Consider the following 21,517-nt stretch of genomic DNA (forward strand, 5'->3'; position numbering starts at 1 on the left):
GATCACTGCCTGGCGTTATCATCCTTCTCCTGCAAGAACCTCGCTTGGTACCGTGTTCGGTCATATGAATGGGTATAAACCAATGGGACAAACATGGGCACGCTGAACGACCCAACCTCGCCCGTAAGACTGCTGCAGCCTCCCCGCTTCGGGGACGACCGGGGCTGGTTTTCGGAAACCTATTCCGAGCGCCACCATGCGGAGATCGGCATAGCAACCCGATTCGTTCAGGACAATCAGTCTTTCTCCGCAGCCTCCGGCACCGTCCGTGGCTTGCATTTCCAACGCCCTCCCCATGCGCAGGCCAAGCTGGTGCGGTGTCTCCGGGGATCGATAATGGACTACGCGGTGGATCTGAGGTGCGGATCGCCCACTTATGGAGGCTACGTATCAGCAAAGCTGACCGCCGGAGGCGGAGAGCAACTCTACGTTCCAGTTGGTTTCGGTCACGGCTTTATCACGCTTGAGCCGGACGTAGAGGTCGCATACAAGGTATCAGACTTCTACGCCCCCGAATGCGAGGGGGGTGTCATCTGGAACGATCCGACGATCGCGATTGACTGGCCGTTGGAGGCCCTCTCGCCGGCGCTGTCGCAAAAGGATTTGCTTCTCCCTAAGCTGACGGACCTCACCAGCCCGTTTATGTACGACGGACACCTACTTGGTCCATTACTTCCCGCCTGAGGTCTTCCGATGCGCATCCTTGTAACTGGCGGTGCCGGCTTTATTGGGTCGGCTGTCGTCAGACGCCTGATAGACCATACCGACCACGAAGTCCTCGTATTCGACAAGCTCACCTATGCTGGCGTCCTCAGCTCACTGGGCCCGGTAAGCGACAGCCCCCGCTACCAGTTTGTGCACGCTGATATTTGCGATGCCGAAGCGGTGGGGGCGTCGCTCCGCGCGTTTCAGCCACACGGCGTTCTGCACCTAGCCGCGGAAAGCCACGTTGATCGCTCCATCGACGGGCCCGGCGCATTCATTCAGACTAATCTGGTCGGCACCTATGTTCTTCTGCAGGAGGTAACGGCTCACTGGCGGAGCCTATCGGACGAGGCTCGGAACGCGTTCCGATTCCATCATGTCTCTACAGATGAAGTCTTCGGGTCGTTGGGAGACGAGGGGCTGTTCAGCGAGACCACGCCCTATGATCCACGTTCTCCCTACTCCGCTTCCAAGGCGGGGGCGGACCACCTGGTGCGAGCTTGGGGTCATACATACGGACTCCCTGTACTTGTGACCAACTGCTCCAACAACTATGGCCCTTTCCATTTCCCAGAAAAACTGATTCCGTTGATTATTATTCGCGCGATCAACGGAGAAACGCTGCCAATATACGGTGACGGTTCGAATATTCGCGACTGGTTGTTCGTCGATGACCACGCTCGCGCTCTGCTGACTGTCTTTGAAAAAGGTACGTCTGGCCGAACGTACAACATCGGCGGAAACGCGGAGCGGACGAACCTAGATGTCGTCCGTACGATCTGCACCCTGCTGGACCAACTTCTGCCCAGAAACGATAGCGCTTCCTATCTCGACCAGATCGAGTTTGTGCAGGATCGACCCGGGCACGACCAGAGGTACGCTATCGATTCCTCTCGGATTCGCACCGAACTGGGCTGGAAACCCTCGGTCGATTTTGAGGAGGGCATCGACCTGACGATTCGCTGGTACCTCGCTAACCGACATTGGTGGCAATCGATCTTGGACGCCCGATACAGCACAATGCGGCTGGGAGTAGCGTGAGGTGATTCCGAAGCCGAGACACCTCCTCCTCACTGGCGCTGACGGACAGATCGGTCTGGCGTTGCGCGAAGCGGCGTGGGGGCCGGACTATATTTTGCATGCCTTGACGCGCGAAGAGCTGGACATCAGTGACAGTGGAGCAGTCGCCACAGTGCTCGCATCCAAACCCTTTGCGGGGGTGATCAACGCGGCTGCTTACACGGCGGTCGACAAAGCCGAAACGGATGTTTCCGCCTCGTTCCTCGCAAATACCTTGGCGCCTGCGAGACTGGCCGAGATCGCTCATGACGCAGGCGTTCCGATGGTCCATTTTTCGACGGATTACGTCTTCGACGGCCGGCTGGATCGCCCGTACCGGGAAGCCGATACCCCAAACCCCCTGAGCATATACGGTTTGTCGAAACTCTCGGGAGAACGCGCCGTTTTGATGGCCCACCCTAGGTCAGTAGTCTTGAGGACGGCCTGGGTCGTTAGCCGCCACCGCTCCAATTTCGTCAAGACCATGCTTCGTCTGGCTAAAGATCAAGACGTGGTGCGGGTGGTGGCTGACCAGTATGGGTCCCCAACCTCGGCGTCAGATATCGCCGAGGCGGTGGTCAAGGTGATGTCTCGCCTCGACGAAGATGCGGCCGCACCAACCGGCGTCTATCACCTTGTGAACCGGGGCTACACCAACTGGGCTGGTCTTGCGCGAGAGATTTTCACCGCGAGCTCCGCAAGCAACGGTCCCAGTGCGGTCGTTGAGGAGATCACAACGGCGGACTATCCGACGCCCGCCGCGCGGCCGAAAAACTCGCGAATGGAAACCGACAAGATCGCGGATGGTTTCGGTATACGGTTAAGGCCTTGGCAGGAGGCGATAGGCGACATCGTTGCGGACGTGAATGGAGGGCGAGGCTGGTGAAAGGGATAATTTTGGCCGGCGGCTCGGGGACGCGCCTGCATCCCATGACCAAGGTGATGTCTAAGCAACTTCTGCCTGTCTATGACAAGCCGATGATTTATTACCCGCTCACCACACTGATGTTCGCTGGAATCAGGGAAATTTTGGTTATATCAACTCCCCGCGATCTGCCAAACTTCCGTGCGCTACTGGGTAATGGCTCCGATTGGGGACTGCAGATTTCGTACGCCGAACAACCGAGTCCGGATGGCTTGGCGCAGGCTTATATCATCGGGGCGGATTTTGTAGGCACGGAGCCGTCGGCGCTGATCCTCGGCGATAACATCTTTCACGGCCACGACCTCAAGGGACTGCTGGGTACGGCGAAACAAGCCCAGCAAGGAGCCACCGTCTTTGCCTACCAGGTTCGTGATCCGGAGCGGTACGGGGTGGTCGAGTTTGACGCCGAAATGCGGGCTCTCTCCATTGAGGAGAAGCCGCAGTGGCCTCGATCCAACTGGGCCGTTACGGGACTGTATTTCTATGATGCCAGCGTCGTGGAGATTGCGCGTGCACTCAAGCCTTCAGCCCGAGGGGAACTTGAGATCACTGACGTCAACCGGGCTTACCTTGACAGTGGCGGATTGAATGTGAAGTTGATGGGCAGGGGCTATGCTTGGCTGGACACGGGGACCCCGGAGAGTCTCCTTGAGGCTGCGGAACTGGTTCGTGTGCTGGAGCGTCGGCAAGGCTTCAAGATCGCATGTCCGGAAGAGGTAGCCTTCCTGCAGGGTTGGATAGACCGCTCCCAGTTGGAACGGTTGATCGAGGCATACGGCAAGTCCGACTACAGCGCCTACCTGCGCAAAAGCGTTCTTGGGGTCACGGGTTGATCGGACTTGGATCGGAGATAAAGGAAACGCGCTTTGGGGGGCGTGTTTTGGGGCAGGGCCAAGCCACCGGAATAGCCCGATGACGCAACTCTCGACCCGAGAAAAATTCGCCCCGGCTCATCCTTTTGTAGCGGCCGCTTCCTCGAAACGGGTGCCGCTATGGCTGCTCGCTATTCCGACTTCAGTTTTTTGCTTTCTTGTGCTGCCGCTAATGTATGGGCGCCTAGCATTCGGACCCCAGTATATGCTGGCCTTTCCGGGCCCCTATCTGGACCATGTTCTATTGAATTGCGCGGCCAATTTTGCCGTATTCATGACCTCTGCGCATCTGAAAGGTCGCCTTGACCGAAAACTTGCGGCGGTTCTCAGCCGAGCTTTACTTGTTCACGGGTCCCTCGCGTTCTCGATCTTGCTCCTGCATCTTGTCCACTCGAACCATGTGATGATAACCGGGTTTCTGGTGTCCGCCCTGCTCGCACCACTCTATATGGTTTTCGAACATACAACCGCGCAGCCTCAGGTGGCTGTCATCGGCCCCAGAACCGGCGCACATCGTCGACTTTCTGAAATCTACAAGGGGAACGTTAAAGTCCTCGAAGACCCCCATCTCGACGTCCGGCGATGCGACCTCATTCTCACGCCAAGTATGGCCGAGCTTACGCCATCTTGGGCGTCATTTGTGTCCAGAGCCATGCTGTCCGGTGTCCCAGTACGACATGTCGCCGAGTTTCTGGAAGAGGCGGACGGGATCGTCTCGATTGAGCATTTCGATCTCGATCACCTTCCCTTGGGCGGGCTCACGTCCTACCGATTGAGAAAACGCCTACTGGATGTGTTGCTCATCGTCGTCACCGCGCCGATCACCTTGGTCCTCACGTTCGCCGGAGTCGTTGCGGTCCTCGTCAGCATGGGCCGGCCGGTCATGTTCGTTCAAAGCCGCACCGGCGTCTCGGGAGAACCCTTCCAGATATACAAGCTACGCACGATGAGAGGCTTGCGCCCAGACGAGAAAGCGCAGACGACTTCTCATGGAGATGTTCGTGTGACCGCGGTCGGCGCGTGGCTCCGGCGGTTTCGGATCGACGAGCTTCCCCAACTCTGGAACGTGCTGAAGGGAGATATGAGCATCATAGGTCCGCGACCAGAGTGGACCAAGCTCAGTGAGGAGTATCAAAAGCACTTCCCGGCTTACGCGTATCGACATCTGGTGAGACCCGGTATCACGGGGTGGGCGCAGGTGCGATCAGGGTACGCGGGAGATCTCGAGGAAACCAAGGTCAAGGTCGGATACGATTTATTCTATATCAAGAATCTCTCGTTTGCGCTGGATGTGCAGATCCTGCTTCGAACCATCATAACCTTGGTAACGGGAAATGGCGCTCGCTAGCCCACAAAGGCCTCGACGCAACCTGGTCACGAGATAGACAAACGCGCGGAGGGGGGGGCGCGAGGGGTTTGGCTCTGAGCAACTCGTCACCGCTTTCCCAGCCTGACAAACTCCTTTAAGCGTTCGGTCAAATCCGGTTTGCAGCTTCTCCGATCCAGCGTGATCGCCGGCTGGCAACGCATCCGGCTGCCTGAAGCAGCCTTATCAATGGGGTCGAGCAGTGTTAGAAAATTCCAGCATCTTGGTGACTGGTGGCACGGGCTCTTTTGGGCACACCTTCGTGCCAATGACCTTGGCTAGGTATAATCCCAAACGCATCGTCGTGCTCTCACGAGATGAGATGAAGCAATGGGAGATGGCCAAGAAGTTCCAAGGTGATGAGCGTGTCCGCTTTTTCATCGGCGACGTGAGGGATAAGGACCGTCTGTACCGCGCGCTGGACGGAGTCGACTATGTAGTCCATGCCGCAGCAACCAAGATTGTCCCCACCGCAGAATACAATCCGTTCGAATGCGTCAAGACGAATATTAACGGCGCAATGAACCTCGTGGACGCCTGTATCGACAGCGGCGTAAAGCGAGTCATCGCCTTATCAACTGACAAGGCCAGCAGCCCCGCCAACCTATATGGTGCCACCAAACTGGTTTCAGACAAACTCTTCATCGCCGGCAACTCATATGCGGGGGGGGACGGCCCCCGGTTCGCCGTGGTCCGCTATGGCAACGTAATGGGCTCTCGAGGGTCCGTAATCCCGTTCTTCATGTCTATTCGGGATCAGGGCTCCCTGCCGATCACCGATGAACGCATGACCCGGTTCATGATTTCCCTGGAGCAGGGCGTCGAACTGGTCTGGCACGCGTTCGCCGACATGGAAGGCGGCGAAATCTATGTGAAGAAAATCCCATCCATGAAGGTGGTGGATGTGGCCCGCGTGGTAGCCCCTGAAGCGAAGCAGGAGATCGTGGGGATTCGACCGGGCGAGAAGCTGCATGAGCAGATGATCAGCGAAGAGGACTCTTACTTCACCTACGAATACCCCGAGCATTTCAAGATCCTGCCGGCGATCAACAACTGGGGAAGCGACGAGCAGCGGATCAAGGACGGCGCGAAGGTTGCGCCCGGTTTCAGCTATACGAGCGACAACAACCCTCACTGGATGCGACCGGAGGAACTGCAGGCCTGGATCGTCGACCATAATGACAAGATCGGAAGTATCTGATCCATGATCCCGTACGGCCGTCAGGACATAGCAGCGGAGGATATTGAAGCCGTGGTCGCGACGTTGCGGTCCGATTTCCTCACCCAAGGACCGGCAGTGCCACGCTTCGAGAGAGTGGTCAGCGATCACGTCGGCGCCTCTCACGCCGTTGCGATGAACAGCGCCACCTCAGCTCTCCACGTCGCCTGTCTAGCGTTGGGCCTGGGTCCCGGTGACTGGCTGTGGACCTCTCCTATTACCTTCGTCGCGTCGGCAAACTGCGCGCTCTATTGTGGAGCGCGCGTGGACTTCGTCGATATTGATCCGGACACCTACAATCTCAGCGTTGAAAGTCTTGAGCGGAAACTTGAGACGGCCGAACGTGAGGGTCGACTTCCAAAAATCGTCGTGCCGGTCCATCTGTGCGGCCAGTCATGTGACATGACCGCGATCGCTCATTTGGCGAAGCGTTTTCATTTCCGCGTGATCGAGGACGCCTCTCACGCGATCGGCGGCAAGTATCGGAATGGCCTGATTGGAAACTGCCGATACAGCGACATAACCATCTTCAGCTTCCACCCGGTAAAAATCGTCACAACCGCCGAGGGCGGAATGGCGTTGACCAATGACGGGGAGTTAGCCGCGAAGATGGCTCTTCTGCGCAGTCACGGGATTACCCGCGACCCGTCGTTGATGGATGGCGCCTCCGAAGGGCCTTGGTACTATCAACAGACCGATCTCGGCTTCAATTACAGAATGACAGAGATGCAGGCGGCCCTCGGTGTGAGTCAAATGAACCGGATCGAGACCTATGTCGCTCGCCGGCACGATCTCGCCCGCCGCTACGATGCGCTTCTCGCGGATATGCCGATCGTCAGACCGATGCAGACGATAGAGGCCTACTCAGCCTATCATCTCTACCCGGTTCGCGTGCCCGAGGCAGACCGGCGAGCGGTGTTCGAGAGCCTCCGCGAGGCCGGGATCGGGGTTAACGTTCATTATATTCCGGTTCACCTCCAGCCCTACTACCGGGCAAAGGGATTCGAACTTGGCGACTATCCCGAAGCGGAGCGCTACTACGCCGAAGCTATTAGCCTGCCTCTATTCCCAGCGATGTCGGACGCCCAGCAGGATCAAGTCGTGGCCGCTCTCAGGATTGCGGTGAGCGCATGATCATCGCCGTGATCCCGGCGCGTGGCGGAAGCAAACGTGTACCTCGGAAAAACGTGAAGGACTTTTGCGGGAGGCCGATGATCGCGTGGTCGATCGACGCCGCTTTAAAAAGCGGCTGCTTCGACCGTGTAATCGTTTCGACGGACGACGACGAGATCCGCGAGGTCGCCGTCAGCTGTGGCGCGGATGTTCCATTTCGCCGACCTCCCGATCTTTCGGACGACTTCACTCCGACGGTTCCAGTGGTCGCGCACGCGATCCGGTGGCAACAACAGACGGCACCGGTGGAACGAGCGTGCTGCATCTACGCCACCGCGCCCTTTATACAAGCGGAAGATTTGCGCGCCGGTCTTACCCTGCTCGCTGAGGAGGCGGCCGACTACGCCTTTGCGGCGACGACATTCGAATTTCCGGTCCAGCGTGCAATTCGGATCGACGGGCGGGGACATGTTTCGATGTTTCAGCCGAAGCATATGTTGACGCGCTCCCAAGATCTTGAGCCGGCATTTCATGATGCAGGCCAATTCTATTGGGGCCGAGCGGACGCCTGGCTGGCCGGTCGGCCGATCTTCGGCCCGCGATCAGTGGCGCTTGCCTTGGAGCGCCAGCGTGTGCAGGACATCGACACAATCGAGGACTGGGACCGCGCTGAGTTGATCTTCAACGCTCTCCGTGCGCGATCAAAAAAGGGAAATGCCTAAGGCCATGAAACAAGACCATTTCAGGACTGAGCAAGAGTCGTTCTGGGCCGGTGAGTTCGGCTCGGACTACATCGCAAGAAACCAGGGAGACCGGCTGCTGGCCTCCAATCTGGCTTTCTTTGCGAAGGTGTTACGCGGTGCGCGCAACCCGGATAGCTGCATTGAGTTCGGGGCCAACATCGGCATGAACCTGAGAGCTCTAAAGCTCCTTTACCCGGAGATCGACGCTTCGGCGATAGAGATAAACGTCGATGCTGCAAGGCAACTGGCGGAGAGCATTCCCGCAGACCAAGTGTTCAACCAGTCCATACTAGATTTCAAGCCCGCCAAGACTTATGATCTGACACTGATCAAGGGCGTCCTGATACACCTGAACCCTGATGTACTGACGGAGGTCTACGACCGGCTTGTGGCGACGACCGGTCGGTATCTGGTGGTCGCAGAGTATTATAATCCCACTCCCGTCGCGATTCCGTACCGTGGTCACGACGACCGGCTGTTCAAGCGCGACTTCGCCGGTGAGATCATGGAGCGCCATCCTTCACTGAAACTCGTGGACTATGGCTTCGCTTACAGGCGCGATCCCGACTTCCCCCAGGACGACATCACGTGGTTCCTGATGGAAAAGCACTGAACTTCTAGGACAAGCAGGCGATGCTCAATTACTGCCGACGTTGCGTCATGCCGGACACCAAGCCGGACTTACATCTAGACGAGGAAGGCGTCTGCAATGCCTGTCGCAGCTACGAAAACCGCAAGGTCGTCGACTGGGATCGACGGCACGAGGAACTGGTCAAGCTGCTAGACAAGTATCGTCGGCCCGACGGCGACAACTGGGACTGCATTGTGCCTGTCAGCGGCGGCAAGGACAGCACCTACCAGGTCGTTCGTATGCTGCAGTACGGGCTGAATCCTCTCTGCGTTACCTCGACGACCTGCGATCTCAGCGACCTGGGACGAAAGAACATCGAGAATTTGAAGCACCTCGGCGTCGACTATATCGAGGTCTCTCCCAACCCGCTCGTCCGCGCCAAGCTGAACCGGGTGGGTCTGCTGCAGGTTGGTGACATCTCCTGGCCTGAGCACGTTGGCATCTTCACCATTCCAGTGAGGGCGGCCGTGCAGTTCAATGTTCCGCTGATCGTCTGGGGCGAGAATTCCCAGAACGAATACGGGGGGCCCGCGGCGGCGGCCGAAGGAAACATCCTCACGCGCCGCTGGCTGGAGGAGTTTGGAGGCTTGCTTGGTATGCGTGTCTCGGATCTGATCGGACAGGAAGGTATCGAAGGCAAGCATCTTATTAACTACTCGTATCCGAGCGATGAGGAGCTTGCGCGCGTCGGCGTGACGGGGCTGTTCCTGGGCCACTATATTCCTTGGGATGGTCTGGCAAACACGCTCATTGCCACCGCCAACGGCTTCCACTCATATGATAAGGTGGTCGAGGGGTCGATGGTGAACTACGAAAACCTCGACAACTATCAGACCGGCATCCACGACTACTTCAAGTACCTCAAGTTCGGGTTTGGACGCGCTACCGACTTGGCCTGCCTGCACATTCGGCGCGGCCGACTGACGCGTCAGGACGGTCTTGATGCGGTCCGGCGGCTGGATGGGCTGTTCCCTTGGGAATACCTCGGGAAGTCCCTCGAGGAAATTCTCAGGCCGTTGGATATCACCGTCGACGAGTTTATCCGTGTCTGTGACAAGTTCACTAACAAGAAGATATTCAAACGCGACGTCTCGGGTGCGCTGGTAAAGGATCGCGACGGCAACCTAAGCAAGTTGAACTTTGATAACCCATGAAGGTAGGGGTTCTCGATTACGGCGTAGGCAACCTTGGCTCCGTCCTCAGGGCCGTGGAAGAGCTCGATGTGTCGCCAGTTCTGGTAGACCGGGCCGTGGACATGCACCAGAACGATTGCCTAATCCTTCCGGGGGTAGGCAATTTCGTTGATTGCGCGCGTCTCCTTGCAGAGGGCGGATGGATTGATGCGCTGCGTGAGGAGGTGTTGGGCTACAACCGTCCGCTTCTGGGCGTCTGCGTCGGGATGCAGTTGCTGGCCGATGTCGGTCTCGAAGGCGCCGGTCCGGAGAATCCGGAAGGCACCCCGGGATTGGGTTTTGTGCCGGGCAGGGTCGAACATCTGGGCACCCTCGGCTGTTCGTTGCGCCTGCCGCATGTCGGCTGGAACGGGATCATGAACACCGCTCCAGGGGACAGCCTGTTCGCCGGCATTCCGAACGGTACGGACTTCTACTTCGTGCACAGCTACGCCTTCGTCGCCGAGCATCCGGAGGATGTTCTCGCGACTGCCGACTACGGGGTGCCCGTGACTGCGGCGGTGAGGCGCGGTCACGTCTGGGGCACCCAGTTCCACCCCGAGAAGAGCTCGAAGGCCGGCTTTCGGCTGCTTCAAAATTTCCTGGCCGGGCCCCAATGCTGAAGGTCCGCGTCATTCCCACCTTGCTCTGGAAGAATTTCGGCTTGGTGAAAGGGATCGGTTTCGATAGCTGGCGCCGCGTCGGTCCGGTGCTACCAGCGATCAAGGTCTACAATCAGCGCGAGGTGGACGAACTCATCCTCGTCGACATCGTCGCCCACGATACCGGAGACGATCCAGACTTCGAGTCCGTCAACGACTTTGGCCAAGACTGTTTTGTGCCGCTGACCGTGGGCGGCGGAATCACCAAACTGCTACAGGTCCAACGCCTCTTACGGGCAGGGGCGGACAAGGTCGGAATCAACACCGCCGGCTACGATAATCCGAACCTGATAACCGAGATCGCGACCCGTTTCGGAACCCAATGCGTTGTGGCCAGCATCGATGCGAAAGCGCGGCCGGGTGGCGGCTGGCGCTGCTTCAGCCATGCTGGCGCCAAGGATACCGGCCGCGATGTCGTCGAGTGGGCGCGGGAGCTCGAGGACCGAGGCGCTGGTGAGATTCTCATCACCTCGATTGAACGTGATGGCACGATGGAAGGTTACGATCTCTCGCTTGTCGAAAGCCTCGCCAGCGCGGTGCGGATCCCCATCATCGCATCGGGCGGAGCGGGTAATTATGAGCACATGGTGGCCGCCGTGACCCAGGCAGGGGCGTCGGCTGTGGCCGCGGCGAGCATCTTCCACTTCACCGAACAGACTCCGGCAGGAGCCAAGGCGGCCTTGGCTGCGGCGGGCATTCCCGTTCGAAAGAGCTATCAGCCCAGTCAGGATGCCTAGCGATGCGGGTCGGCTTACGGGTAGACGCGTCGCTTGCGATCGGTACAGGACATGTGCGCCGCTGCATGTCGTTGGCAGCGGCCTTGAGATGCATGGGCGCTGACGCAAAGTTCGTCGCCCGACGTCATGACCGCGTAAGCGAGATCGCTTTCGGTGAACAAGCTCACTCTACCTCGTGGCTTGACCGGCCGCGTTCAGAAGAGAGCGTCGAACATTCACCCTCAGCCTCCCCCCACGCACACTGGGCCGGAACAAGCTGGGAAGTCGACGCCGACGAGACAATCCGTGCGCTGCGCGACTTCCGACCGGACTGGCTAGTTGTCGATCACTACTCTTTCGATGCCCGCTGGCATGACCGGGTTCGACGGGAGCTCGATTGCAAGGTGGCGGCGATTGACGATCTTGCCGACCGCCCACTGTCCGTCGAAGTTCTTGTGGATGCCAACCTCGCCGAAAGCGGAAAAGAAAAATATAGCGATTGGCTGACCGGCAAGTGCCGTGTTCTCTCCGGGCCGCGGTATGCGCTGTTGGCTGCAGATTACCGCACGGCGCCTCGTCATCAGTTTCATCCTGAAGTTCGCAGCATCGGCATCTTCATGGGCGGAACAGATCCCGGCGGCATCAGCGCCGACGTCCTCCAGGTATGTCGCAATGACGCCGGTTTCGGCGGCCCGATCGAAGTCGTGTCGATTTCAGCTAATCCGCACCTCGCCGCTCTACGACAAGCCTGCATCGCGTCGCCGAATACCACCTTGTCGCTGGATCTTCAGAATCTGAGTGCTTTCTATGCGCGCCACGATCTGCATGTGGGTGCAGGCGGCACGGCTACCTACGAGCGTTGCTGCATGGGAGCCCCTGCAATTGCGCTCGCAGTCGCGCCCAACCAGTTGGCCGTCATCCCCAAATTGACCGCGCTTGGGATTCACCGTGAGGCACGGCTTACCGGCAAGCCGGTAACCAGTTTGCTCGAGTCCGCCCCGGAGCTGGCCGACGTCGTCCGCGACCTCGTCGCCGACCCCGCCGCTCGTCAGACCCTTTCCGAACTGGGGATGAGTATGGTTGATGCTCGCGGCGCTGATCGTGTAGCGGCCTGCTTGCTTGGCGAATCTCTAACGTTGAGGCCTGCCAAGCTGGCCGATGGCGACCAGCTCCATGCATGGCGAAACCATCCCACTGTCCGAGCGCTCTCAAACAATGATGGGCTGATAGACTTCACCAGTCACATCGACTGGCTGAAGCGGAAGATCGCGGCAGATGATTGCTGGATTTTTGTCGCGATGCTGGGCGAAGTTGCGGCCGGCTGCATACGATTCGACCAGCAGGGGAATGGGGACGCTGAGGTCTCCCTTTATCTCGACCCTGATTGCACCGGCTTGGGTCTGGGTCCGCACCTCCTGCTCGCGGGGGAGCGTGCCGTGATAGCGGAGCGGCCAAGCCTCAAGCGATTTACGGCGTCCGTTCTCCGCGAGAACAAAGCCTCGGCAAGGCTGTTTATCAACTGTGGATACTCCGGAGGTCCACTCCGCTACGATAAACCCATCCACCAGCGGAATTCAGGTTCATGAAAATTGGTAGTCGCACTATTGGGCGAGGGCATCGCCCGTACGTCATCGCCGAAATGTCGGGGAACCACAATCAATCGCTGGATCGCGCGCTCGAGATCGTCGATGCCGCTGCTGCGAATGGCGCCGATGCGGTCAAGTTACAGACTTACACCGCCGACACGATGACGCTGAACGTGCGGATGCCTGGGTTTGTAATCGAGGATCCAGCCAGCCTGTGGGCCGGACGCCAACTTTATGAGTTGTATGAGCAAGGCTGCACGCCTTGGGATTGGCACAGGCCCATCATGGAGCGGGCCGCAGCCCAAGGGCTGGATTGCTTCAGTTCACCCTTCGATCCGACAGCCGTTGATTTTCTCGATTCCCTCGGGGTCGCGGCCTACAAGATCGCATCGTTTGAGATTGTCGATCTGCCGCTAATCCGCAAGGTGGCCTCAACTGGCAAGCCAATGATTGTGTCGACAGGCATGGCGACTGCAGCCGAGATTGACGATGCAGTACGCGCCGCACGCAGCGCCGGCTGTGCAGATCTGATGCTACTCAAGTGCACGAGCACTTATCCGGCAAAAGCTGAAAACACCAACATACAGACCATCCCGCACATGCGCGAGATGTTTGGATGCGAGGTCGGCCTATCCGACCACACAATGGGTTCCGGAGTCGCGGTCGCCGCGGTGGCTCTGGGTGCTTCACTGATCGAGAAACACTTCACGCTCGCGCGAGCCGATGGGGGAGTCGATTCCGCGTTTTCCATGGAGCCGCATGAGCTGAAGCAACTCTGCGCCGAGGTGGAGAACGCGAGGCAGGCATTAGGTCAGGTCAACTATGGTCCGACGCCATCTGAAATGAAGTCGCTGGCCTTCCGCCGCTCTCTCTATGTCTCGATGGATGTAAAGAAGGGCGATCTGTTCGACGATACGAATGTACGTGCTGTTCGTCCTGGCTTCGGGTTGCCGCCGAAGTTCATCGATTCGGTGATCGGTCGTCGTGCCGCGCGCGACGCGCCCGCTGGGACGCCGGTGAGCTGGGGACTCCTAGCGTAGAAGCTATGAGATCTCCAAATCTGCGTCTGACGATCGTCGCACTCTGGAAATGGCCCGGACTGCCCTCGGCGATGCTGCATGGGATGGGTCTGGGAATCCGCCTCTGCTTCATGTTCGCGGTCTTGTTGTGGAGCGGTCCCGCGCTCCTTGGCAAATACGGACTACTGGTGTCGATCGAGGTCGTAGCCATCTACTTGGCTGGGTTCGAGTTCCATACCTTCACTACGCGACGATACGCCCGCCGTCCAAGTGAAGAGAGCCTTGGGCGCAGCCTGGCCGGTCACCGCCGGCTCCTGCTGTTGTCGGTGCCCCTAGCTATGATCGGATCGGGCGCTGCGACCTGGGCCCTTAATATCGGACTTTCAGCGCTCGAACTTGCGGCGTTCATGGTGGTCATTGCGACAGGCACGATTGTCCAGGATCTTACGCGCTTTATAGTCATGGCGCGTAACCCGGTCATGTCGATCGCCGTGGGGTTTGTCCGCCAAGCCGTTTGGATGCCTGTCGCCCTGCTGTTCGTCGGGCTGGCTAGCCCTTTGCAGTGGATTCTGTTGTGTTGGGCGATCGCCGCATTTCTAAGTCTCCTGCTAGGTGTCTGGGTACTGCGTAGCGCAGTCTGGAGGCCCCACCGGATCAGACCAAACTATATGCTCCATGGCCTGAATGTCGCCCGAAACTATCACATCACGGCGAGCGCCTCGGTCCTTCAGGGCAACATGGAGCGTTTTGTCATCCAGAGCTTCCTGGGCCCCGAAGCGGTCGGCATCTTCGCTTTCTTCCAGAACCTTGCAAACACCTTGCCCGCCTTCGTCCAGGCTGCGGTACTCAATCTATGGCTCCCCAATTTGCTGGGCGTTTTCGGTCAGGTTCGCTCCGAGCGCTTCGCCATCCTAATGCGCGTGGTCAAGCGGGCTGTCGCGGTCAGCCTGTTCACCAGCGTCGGAATCCTGGGCGGCTCGATTGGGCTGTCGGTCCTGACCGCACACCTGGAGTATTTGCCCCAGATATGGATTCTGCTGTTCCTGCTTACTGGCCAAATCGCTCAAATGGCGACCCAACCGGTCCATCTTGCGCTTTATGGGGCTCACAGGGACAGGGCCTTGATGCGAATGTCCCTTGCCCTTCTCGGACTATCGCTGCTCTTAGGCATCGTCCTTGTCGCCATGTTCGGTATGACCGGCGCTGTGGTTTCGCAGTTGATCACTGGGCTTGGTATTGCTTCGGCCCGACTAGGCCTGTTTCGGTTTTATCTTCAGAGAAATTCAATCTAACCATACAAGTTGTATGGAAGCGCCGTAAAATTGCGAAGTCATTCCAAATAGGAAATCGAAAACAAGCCCATGATTGTCAAGTTTGTAAAGTCACTCTCGCGGATAAACTTGCTGATAGAGCCGACAATCAGACATTATGTCGTTTATGCGCGCGCATGGATTCGGATCAATGTTCTGAGAAAATTAAAGACCTTAGAAAGTGCAGATGTCGTCAAGGCGAACATTATGCACAACATGAAGTCGATCTATGGCGTCAACAACCGGATGAACTTGCTGATTTATCCACTATCTGTAATCGAGACGCTCGATCGCAATGCGCGAATCCTCATCATCGGACCGCGCAACGAGAACGACCTCCTTTCACTCGTCGGCTTGGGTTTCAAGCGCGAGAATGTGATTGGACTCGATCTGATCAGCTACAGCTCCAAGATCGTGCTCGGAGACATGCACGACATTCCCTTTCCGAACGATCATTTTGACGCTGTGATTTGCGGCTGGACCATAAGCTACAGCACCAACCCGACGCGCGCGGCTGAGGAAATGGTGCGGGTCACGAGGCCGGCCGGTCTCATCGCGATCGGCGTCGAGTATTCGAACATGGGGCCGGAGGACGAAATGCAGTTGTTGGGCTACGAACTTCAGGAGTTCGACAAAATCGGACGACGGCTCAATTCGACGGCCGACTTCCGGACCCTGTTCGCCAACCAACTTGACCGCGTATATTTTGAGCATGACGCACCGAGGCGGGTATCCCACTCGGCTGAAGGACTGGTTGATCGGGTGTCCAACGTAGGCATCATCTTTTCGATTGCGGGCTGACATGCGCGGACATCCTATCTCCACCGAGCAACTGCCAGTCGGAAGGCGGGGCGTTCCGCCGCGTTACTGGATACGAGCTTTCCACCGTTTGCAGGAGCGGATCCGGCACCCGGAGCACCGTGCGCACCTGGCGCGGCTGGTCGCGCTCGGCCGCCCGCTCGCATGTCCCGATGAGACCGAAGCGGACCGCGAACTGCGCCGCGACGGCGTCACCCATTTTCCGGGTTATCTGGCCCCGGCGGGCGCAACGTCCCTGCGCAATCTGCTTGAGACCTTCGAGTGTGAGGACCCATGGAAGCCGGAGCGCGGCGCGTTCATGGTCGAGGATGCGCCACCCAACACCCACGTCGCGGATATTCCAGCGGCACCCACCTTGCGCGCTCTCCATGACATCGCGTTTGATCCCAGCCTTCTCCGCATGGCGGCGCGCTACTTCGGGAGCCGGCCCTACGTCGATAGCGTCCAGGCCTGGTGGTCCCTGAGCGGCAACACCGAGCCCGAGGAAGCGGAAAATTTTCACCGTGACAATGACAGCATCCGCTTTCTGAAATTCTTCCTGTACCTGACGGATGTGGGAGACGACGACGGCCCGCACCGCTTCGTCTCCGGCTCGCATGTCGAGCCGCGGGTCCTCGATCGCCGCCGACTGACCGATGCGGAAGTGGAGGAGGCCTTTGGCGCGGAACGGATGCTGACAATGCGTGGGCGGCCAGGAGACGCCTTCATGGAAGACACATTCGGCGTCCACAAAGGACAGCTGCCGAAGGCGGGCAAGCGACTGCTGGTTCAGGTCCGCTATTCAATCATGCCTTCTGTCTTCTGTTCTCGGACATTGATCGACCGCCCTGCACCCGTCGCAGCCTGCGGCGCGGACTCCCTGCTTCATCTCCGCCGTCGGCGCGGCTGAGGACTGAGGACGCCAAGGCGCGGAATTTTCCTCGCATAGTTGCGACCGGCAAGTTAGTGGCGAGGCTCTCTTCCTCCGCTTCGAGACTAGGGACGATACAAAATATGGTTCGGGTTCATGCGGGCTGCTGCGAGCACATTGAAAACTGATGGCGTCGCCACGTCCCACCATCCTCTGCCTGGCCAATTCGGCAGCCTACAGCCGCACATTTTTTGAAGAGCTGCGACCGCACCTGATCGGTCTGGGCTTCAACGTCGCGTTCGCACTAGATTCGCACTTGTCGGATATTCTCTACGCAAAGGGAGAGGCCCTGGCGGACGCTTGGTACTTCACGGATTTCTGCGCTACGCAGACCCCGCCCACCTCGGAGGATCTGGCCCGGAACGACCTGCGCTGGGATCTGATGCTGTCTGATTTCGACCGCCTGCTAACGATCGACATCCCGGTGCCGTTGGCAAAAAGCAACCGTCTCTCCTACGCTCAGATTCCGGTTTTGCTGGAACGGTTCTTCACCGACATCTTCGACGCCGTCGCGCCCGTCGCCGTCCTCTACGAGCAAGCCAGCAACAGTTTCGCGCTGGCCGCCAACGAGATTGCGAAGGCGCGGAACGTCCCCTTCTTCAGCCTTGCTCCGGCCCGCGTCGCCGGGCGCGTGGAGATCAGCCCCACCGGCGCTCTGCGGGATCACGTCACCGTGGCCCGCATATGGGACAGGGTGAAGCGCGAAGGCGGAGGCGTCGAAGCACGCGCCATCGCGGCACACTACATCCGGACGGTCGAAGAGCAGGTGCCAGACTATATGCGCGCCGGCGGAGATGGTGAGATTCTCGCCCGCACAGGTCTCTGGAGCAAATACGCCAATCTCGGAAAGCTCCGGCACATTCAGCGCATTCTTGCCTATCGGCGCAAACATCGTGACGAACTGTTGCTCAACTACCAGTTTGGCGATCCCCTGGTCATTTCCTGGTCGCTCTTCCGGCGCTCCTGGCGGCGCAGGCTGCGGGTTAAACAGGTCTCGAAACTGTATCGGGAAGGGCCGTCAGGAGGGTCCTATTTCCTCTATCCCCTGCATTTCCATCCGGAAGCGAGCACCTCGGTCCTGGCCCCAGATTTCATCGACGAATTGACAGTGATCAAGGCCATCGCCTTCCGTCTTCCGGCCCACGTCAAACTGGTGGTGAAGGAACACCCCTCGGCGGTGGCGCTGCAGCCTCTGGAATTCTATCGCCAGCTCGACGCCCTGCCGAATGTGGAACTGATCGGGCCCGGAGCCAATGCCAAGCGACTGGCGCGGCAGGCTATTGGCGTCATTTGCGTTACCAGCACGCTCGGGTTCGAGGCTGCGGCCCTGAACAAACCCGTCGTCTGTCTGGGAGACGTTCTTTACGGCTATTTCCCGAATGTGCGAATGATCACCCACTATGGCGATCTGCGAGGCGCGATCGATTGGGCGATGAATTATGAGGCCGTCGATCCGGATGACATCTTGAGCGCTATGACGGCCTACGTTGAGTTCACCGATGCGGGCAGCTTCAGTTTCACCGGCTCTCTTGGCGATACTGAAGCCCTCGTTAATCTCGCTGACATCATTGCCAGGCGGTTGAGTACGCAGAAGTCTCTCATGAACACCAATCACGCTGCGTCAGCTCAATGAGCAGTGCGATCCGATTGACCAAACGCGCGTTGCCGCTTGTGGCGCTCTATCTCGCGATGGCCGCATCAACCCGGATATTTGAACCCGCCTACTTCGGCTACATCATTGCCTTCGGCGTCTTCATCGCCGGATACGGCACCCAGTTGCTCACGCGCAAGAACGCTCCCCCCTTATCGGGTCCGGTGCTGCTCGGCTGGGCCGTTTTCGCCGCTCTGGTTCTGTTGACCACTCTTCTAGCCAAGCCCGCATTCCGTGATCTGTTCCGGGACTGCGGCGCGATCGCGTCGTTTCTGTTCGGCTTGGTGGTGATCCCCCGCGCCCTAGGGAAGGACTGGGAAAGGCCTCTTTTCGCCGGCCTGTCTGCGTTGGCAATGGTCATTTCAGTCTGGACAATTTTGGGCGCTGTCGCTGCCTATCTCGCCGGCGCAGGCTCATATGAGTGGCGCGGCGTTTACGTCCCGTTCGCTCACGGGTGGCTCCCCTACCTGATTGTCGCGGAGTACATCCGTAGCCGAAGTGGAGCGGACTTCCGGGTCAGCGCATTCCGGATCGGGCTGTGCGTTCTGGCGCTCCTGCTCTCGCTGTCGCGGACCGGCATTCTTCTGGTGGGGACGTTCGGTGTGGTCATACTGCTGATTAATGCGCGGCACTGGTTGCTGAGCGCCCGCGGCATGGCGATGGTTATCACAGCAGCTGTGGCAGCTGCGGTCGTACTGCCGCAGTTGTGGCAGCTCGACGTAGTGCAGCAACGCGTGCAGGCGGGCGTGGGTCCCGGCGACCTGTCGCTCGGCTGGCGGGCGATGGAAGAGACCGCCGCGACCAACTACCTGAGCGATGGCGGGTGGCGTCGCTGGCTGTTCGGTTTTGGTCTGGGGGCTCGCGTCCCTCTGCCTATCGGCATCGTGGATTTCGCCGGTAACCCGACGATTCCCCACCTGCACAACAGTTATTGGACCTATTTGGTGAAGTTCGGCGCAGTCGGTCTTACTTGGGTCCTGGTCAGCATCGGGGTCCTACTCACGAGAGCTCACCTCGTCCGAGGAGGCGTGCCCGCCCTTTTGACCGGTGGGACTTGGATTCTGCTCTTTGTTTTGGGCACCGCCGTCACGCTTCAAGGAATGACCGAATGGAGTCACCTGACGTTCCTTGGGATCGCCTGCGCGTTGCTGGGCAAGGCGGCGCATGAACCACGCTGGCAGCCGGCGCACGTCGCACAGGACCGAACCCGGATCACCGGAGAGACCGCCGGACCCATTCCGGCCACCCGAGTGTCTGGCCGGGCAGTGCGATGAACCGACTCATCTCATTGCTTGCGAGCCGGTTTCGTGGAGAGCGATTCGACATCGACCCCGCCATTCCGTCCGGTTATCTGCTGGCTTTTGCGACCGCGAAGCTGCTCGCCAGACTGCGCGGTATTCTCCGGTTCGGCGCCTTCCCCACGGTCTTCATCGGCAAGGGTGCGCGTCTGAAATGCACAGACAAAATTCGTATCTCCGGCTTCGCCAACTTCAATGCGGATTGCTACGTCGATGCCCTCTCACGAAACGGCGTTGTGGTGGGGCGGGGGTTTTCTCTAGGCCGCGGTGCCTCGATCGAATGCACGGGGTCACTCAAGACCTTGGGGGCCGGCTTCACCGCAGGCGACAATGTCGGCATCGGTTCTTCGAGCTTCCTCGGTTGCGCGGGTGGTATCTCGATCGGCAGCGACACGATCTTGGGAAATCTCGTCAGCATGCATTCGGAAAACCATAATTTCGAGGACGCGGATCTGCCCATCCGTCTGCAGGGCGTGAGTCACCGGGGAATCCGTGTCGGTCGGAACTGTTGGATCGGTGCCAAGGCGACCATTCTCGACGGCGCCAATATCGGCGATCACTCAATCGTCGCAGCGGGGGCCGTCGTGCTGGCTGGCGATTATGAGGCCGGCTCCTTGCTGGCGGGGGTACCGGCAAGGAAGATAAAAAACCTTCGATGATCATTTTCGCCCACCTGCTCAACGACCGGAGCGGCAGCCCACGCGTATTAAAATCGGTCATCGAGGACCTGGGTTTCGACGAACAGAAGCGGCTCTACATCGGGTCCGATGGCGACGGTATCCTCGCAGCGGTCGAGGTCGACACGCGCAAATTCTGGTACCGTAGGACCCCCAATCGCCTCCTGACCATGCTGACCTTCTGCGCCAGTCAGGTTCACCTGCTCTGGTCCCTGCTGTGCAGTCCGGGCATCCCCAGGGACGCGGTCGTCTACGTCAACACGCTGCTGCCGTTTGGCGCCGGGTTATTTGGCCGCCTGACGAACCGGCCAGTCATCTATCACATACACGAGATGTCCCTCTCGCCACCCGCCCTTCAGCGCTTCCTCGTTGCAATCGCCCGGTACACCGCGACGCGATTGATCTATGTGTCCGACGCGCATCGAACTCTGCTGCCGATCGCGCCGGAGAAGGCTGTAACTGTCTACAATTCGATCGACGTCGCGTTGGCTGAACCCTCGCGGGACCACGTCTACCGGCATCGAACAGGCGGCGTATTCACGGTCCTGATGCTGTCGTACGCGCGCTCCTACAAAGGCATTTCTGAGCTGCTTTCTTTGGCGCGGCACTTCTCGAATCGGAAGGATATTCGGTTCAACCTGGTCGTTAGCGATGGAGGCAGCTTGGAGCAGGTCGAGCCATCAAACTTGACCCTGCTTCCGCCCACCGACAACCCGGAACATCAATATGCTCAGGCCAGTCTCGTGCTGAACTTGTCGCGACCCGACCTGTGCGTTGAAACCTTTGGCCTCACATTGCTCGAGGCGATGGCTTTCGGGATTCCGGTGATCGCCCCGCCCGTCGGAGGGCCGGCCGAACTGGTTACAGATGGAAAGGAAGGCCTCTTGATCGACAGCAGGAATGGAGCGGCGCTCGCGGCCGCCGTTGGCCAACTTGCGGACGATGAGGCGCGCTGCCTCGAGATGTCTGCGGCGGCCCGCGCCAGGGCCGCACAATTCGGCCGTGAAGATTTTCGCCGCGGCATTCTCAGCGTGATCGAGGCCGTTCGTGGCTGAGAGAAGCAA

At 59.1% G+C, this 21,517-nt stretch carries 21 protein-coding genes; all 21 read left to right on the forward strand.

The features are described 5' to 3' along the window. Positions 1-93 precede the first annotated feature (93 nt). The 21 genes from rfbC to HNQ67_RS10765 all read left to right on the forward strand — a co-directional run bounded on the left by rfbC (position 94) and on the right by HNQ67_RS10765 (position 21,508). Positions 94-684: a dTDP-4-dehydrorhamnose 3,5-epimerase gene (gene rfbC / locus HNQ67_RS10665; RefSeq protein ID WP_183255184.1), complete on the forward strand. Its 591-nt coding sequence runs from the start codon at positions 94-96 to the stop codon at positions 682-684. A 9-nt stretch (positions 685-693) separates the two neighbouring features. Next, a complete protein-coding gene (rfbB, locus tag HNQ67_RS10670; RefSeq protein ID WP_183255186.1) occupies positions 694-1,746 on the forward strand; it encodes a dTDP-glucose 4,6-dehydratase in 1,053 nt (350 codons plus the stop codon). 1 nt (position 1,747) lies between these two features. After that, positions 1,748-2,650 carry a dTDP-4-dehydrorhamnose reductase gene (gene rfbD, locus HNQ67_RS10675; protein ID WP_343054895.1) on the forward strand — a complete coding sequence of 301 codons (903 nt, stop codon included), beginning with the start codon at positions 1,748-1,750 and terminating at the stop codon, positions 2,648-2,650. Further along, a complete protein-coding gene (rfbA, locus tag HNQ67_RS10680; protein WP_183255188.1) occupies positions 2,647-3,522 on the forward strand; it encodes a glucose-1-phosphate thymidylyltransferase RfbA in 876 nt (291 codons plus the stop codon). Before rfbD ends, rfbA begins: the two co-directional genes overlap by 4 nt. A 79-nt stretch (positions 3,523-3,601) precedes the next feature. After that, the gene (locus HNQ67_RS10685) at positions 3,602-4,909 is read left to right on the forward strand and encodes a sugar transferase (protein ID WP_183255190.1); all 1,308 of its coding nucleotides are present in this window, start codon (positions 3,602-3,604) and stop codon (positions 4,907-4,909) included. 220 nt (positions 4,910-5,129) lie between these two features. After that, the gene (gene pseB / locus HNQ67_RS10690; RefSeq protein WP_183255191.1) at positions 5,130-6,128 is read left to right on the forward strand and encodes a UDP-N-acetylglucosamine 4,6-dehydratase (inverting); all 999 of its coding nucleotides are present in this window, start codon (positions 5,130-5,132) and stop codon (positions 6,126-6,128) included. A gap of 3 nt (positions 6,129-6,131) precedes the next feature. Beyond that, the gene (gene pseC, locus HNQ67_RS10695; RefSeq protein WP_183255193.1) at positions 6,132-7,280 is read left to right on the forward strand and encodes a UDP-4-amino-4,6-dideoxy-N-acetyl-beta-L-altrosamine transaminase; all 1,149 of its coding nucleotides are present in this window, start codon (positions 6,132-6,134) and stop codon (positions 7,278-7,280) included. After that, the gene (pseF, locus tag HNQ67_RS10700) at positions 7,277-7,981 is read left to right on the forward strand and encodes a pseudaminic acid cytidylyltransferase (protein ID WP_183255195.1); all 705 of its coding nucleotides are present in this window, start codon (positions 7,277-7,279) and stop codon (positions 7,979-7,981) included. The genes pseC and pseF overlap by 4 nt, the downstream gene beginning before the upstream one ends. Beyond that, entirely contained in the window at positions 7,953-8,615 is a 663-nt protein-coding gene (locus tag HNQ67_RS10705; RefSeq protein ID WP_221247853.1) for a pseudaminic acid biosynthesis-associated methylase, read from the forward strand. Before pseF ends, HNQ67_RS10705 begins: the two co-directional genes overlap by 29 nt. A 20-nt stretch (positions 8,616-8,635) precedes the next feature. Further along, a complete protein-coding gene (locus HNQ67_RS10710) occupies positions 8,636-9,787 on the forward strand; it encodes an N-acetyl sugar amidotransferase (RefSeq protein WP_183255198.1) in 1,152 nt (383 codons plus the stop codon). Further along, positions 9,784-10,428: an imidazole glycerol phosphate synthase subunit HisH gene (gene hisH / locus HNQ67_RS10715; protein WP_183255200.1), complete on the forward strand. Its 645-nt coding sequence runs from the start codon at positions 9,784-9,786 to the stop codon at positions 10,426-10,428. Before HNQ67_RS10710 ends, hisH begins: the two co-directional genes overlap by 4 nt. Next, a complete protein-coding gene (gene hisF, locus HNQ67_RS10720; protein WP_183255202.1) occupies positions 10,422-11,204 on the forward strand; it encodes an imidazole glycerol phosphate synthase subunit HisF in 783 nt (260 codons plus the stop codon). Before hisH ends, hisF begins: the two co-directional genes overlap by 7 nt. 2 nt (positions 11,205-11,206) lie before the next feature. Continuing rightward, positions 11,207-12,769 carry a UDP-2,4-diacetamido-2,4,6-trideoxy-beta-L-altropyranose hydrolase gene (pseG, locus tag HNQ67_RS10725; protein WP_183255204.1) on the forward strand — a complete coding sequence of 521 codons (1,563 nt, stop codon included), beginning with the start codon at positions 11,207-11,209 and terminating at the stop codon, positions 12,767-12,769. After that, entirely contained in the window at positions 12,766-13,809 is a 1,044-nt protein-coding gene (gene pseI, locus HNQ67_RS10730; protein WP_183255206.1) for a pseudaminic acid synthase, read from the forward strand. The genes pseG and pseI overlap by 4 nt, the downstream gene beginning before the upstream one ends. Positions 13,810-13,892: 83 nt before the next feature. Beyond that, complete coding sequence (locus HNQ67_RS10735; protein ID WP_183255208.1) at positions 13,893-15,080, forward strand: lipopolysaccharide biosynthesis protein; 1,188 nt, start codon at positions 13,893-13,895, stop codon at positions 15,078-15,080. Positions 15,081-15,314: 234 nt separating this feature from the next. After that, complete coding sequence (locus HNQ67_RS10740; protein WP_183255210.1) at positions 15,315-15,899, forward strand: class I SAM-dependent methyltransferase; 585 nt, start codon at positions 15,315-15,317, stop codon at positions 15,897-15,899. 88 nt (positions 15,900-15,987) lie between these two features. After that, positions 15,988-16,806: a phytanoyl-CoA dioxygenase family protein gene (locus HNQ67_RS10745; protein WP_183255212.1), complete on the forward strand. Its 819-nt coding sequence runs from the start codon at positions 15,988-15,990 to the stop codon at positions 16,804-16,806. A 148-nt stretch (positions 16,807-16,954) separates the two neighbouring features. Then, on the forward strand, positions 16,955-18,460 hold the full coding sequence (locus tag HNQ67_RS10750; RefSeq protein ID WP_183255215.1) for a capsular polysaccharide export protein, LipB/KpsS family: 1,506 nt from the start codon (positions 16,955-16,957) through the stop codon (positions 18,458-18,460). A gap of 14 nt (positions 18,461-18,474) precedes the next feature. Further along, a complete protein-coding gene (locus HNQ67_RS10755; RefSeq protein ID WP_183255217.1) occupies positions 18,475-19,752 on the forward strand; it encodes a hypothetical protein in 1,278 nt (425 codons plus the stop codon). Continuing rightward, on the forward strand, positions 19,749-20,435 hold the full coding sequence (locus HNQ67_RS10760; protein WP_183255219.1) for an acyltransferase: 687 nt from the start codon (positions 19,749-19,751) through the stop codon (positions 20,433-20,435). The genes HNQ67_RS10755 and HNQ67_RS10760 overlap by 4 nt, the downstream gene beginning before the upstream one ends. Further along, positions 20,432-21,508: a glycosyltransferase family 4 protein gene (locus HNQ67_RS10765; protein ID WP_183255221.1), complete on the forward strand. Its 1,077-nt coding sequence runs from the start codon at positions 20,432-20,434 to the stop codon at positions 21,506-21,508. The genes HNQ67_RS10760 and HNQ67_RS10765 overlap by 4 nt, the downstream gene beginning before the upstream one ends. Positions 21,509-21,517: the final 9 nt, after the last annotated feature.

It is taken from the genome of Brevundimonas basaltis (assembly GCF_014202075.1).
Classification (GTDB): Bacteria; Pseudomonadota; Alphaproteobacteria; order Caulobacterales; family Caulobacteraceae; genus Brevundimonas; species Brevundimonas basaltis.

What these genes read in the sequence shown, in the direction of transcription:
- rfbC (WP_183255184.1), top strand. Translation starts at nt 94, where the DNA reads ATGGGCACGCTGAACGACCCAACCTCGCCCGTAAGACTGCTGCAGCCT.
- rfbB (WP_183255186.1), top strand. Translation starts at nt 694, where the DNA reads ATGCGCATCCTTGTAACTGGCGGTGCCGGCTTTATTGGGTCGGCTGTC.
- HNQ67_RS10685 (WP_183255190.1), top strand. Translation starts at nt 3,602, where the DNA reads ATGACGCAACTCTCGACCCGAGAAAAATTCGCCCCGGCTCATCCTTTT.
- pseC (WP_183255193.1), top strand. Translation starts at nt 6,132, where the DNA reads ATGATCCCGTACGGCCGTCAGGACATAGCAGCGGAGGATATTGAAGCC.
- pseF (WP_183255195.1), top strand. Translation starts at nt 7,277, where the DNA reads ATGATCATCGCCGTGATCCCGGCGCGTGGCGGAAGCAAACGTGTACCT.
- HNQ67_RS10710 (WP_183255198.1), top strand. Translation starts at nt 8,636, where the DNA reads ATGCTCAATTACTGCCGACGTTGCGTCATGCCGGACACCAAGCCGGAC.
- hisH (WP_183255200.1), top strand. Translation starts at nt 9,784, where the DNA reads ATGAAGGTAGGGGTTCTCGATTACGGCGTAGGCAACCTTGGCTCCGTC.
- hisF (WP_183255202.1), top strand. Translation starts at nt 10,422, where the DNA reads ATGCTGAAGGTCCGCGTCATTCCCACCTTGCTCTGGAAGAATTTCGGC.
- pseG (WP_183255204.1), top strand. Translation starts at nt 11,207, where the DNA reads ATGCGGGTCGGCTTACGGGTAGACGCGTCGCTTGCGATCGGTACAGGA.
- pseI (WP_183255206.1), top strand. Translation starts at nt 12,766, where the DNA reads ATGAAAATTGGTAGTCGCACTATTGGGCGAGGGCATCGCCCGTACGTC.
- HNQ67_RS10735 (WP_183255208.1), top strand. Translation starts at nt 13,893, where the DNA reads ATGGGTCTGGGAATCCGCCTCTGCTTCATGTTCGCGGTCTTGTTGTGG.
- HNQ67_RS10740 (WP_183255210.1), top strand. Translation starts at nt 15,315, where the DNA reads ATGAAGTCGATCTATGGCGTCAACAACCGGATGAACTTGCTGATTTAT.
- HNQ67_RS10750 (WP_183255215.1), top strand. Translation starts at nt 16,955, where the DNA reads ATGGCGTCGCCACGTCCCACCATCCTCTGCCTGGCCAATTCGGCAGCC.
- HNQ67_RS10760 (WP_183255219.1), top strand. Translation starts at nt 19,749, where the DNA reads ATGAACCGACTCATCTCATTGCTTGCGAGCCGGTTTCGTGGAGAGCGA.
- HNQ67_RS10765 (WP_183255221.1), top strand. Translation starts at nt 20,432, where the DNA reads ATGATCATTTTCGCCCACCTGCTCAACGACCGGAGCGGCAGCCCACGC.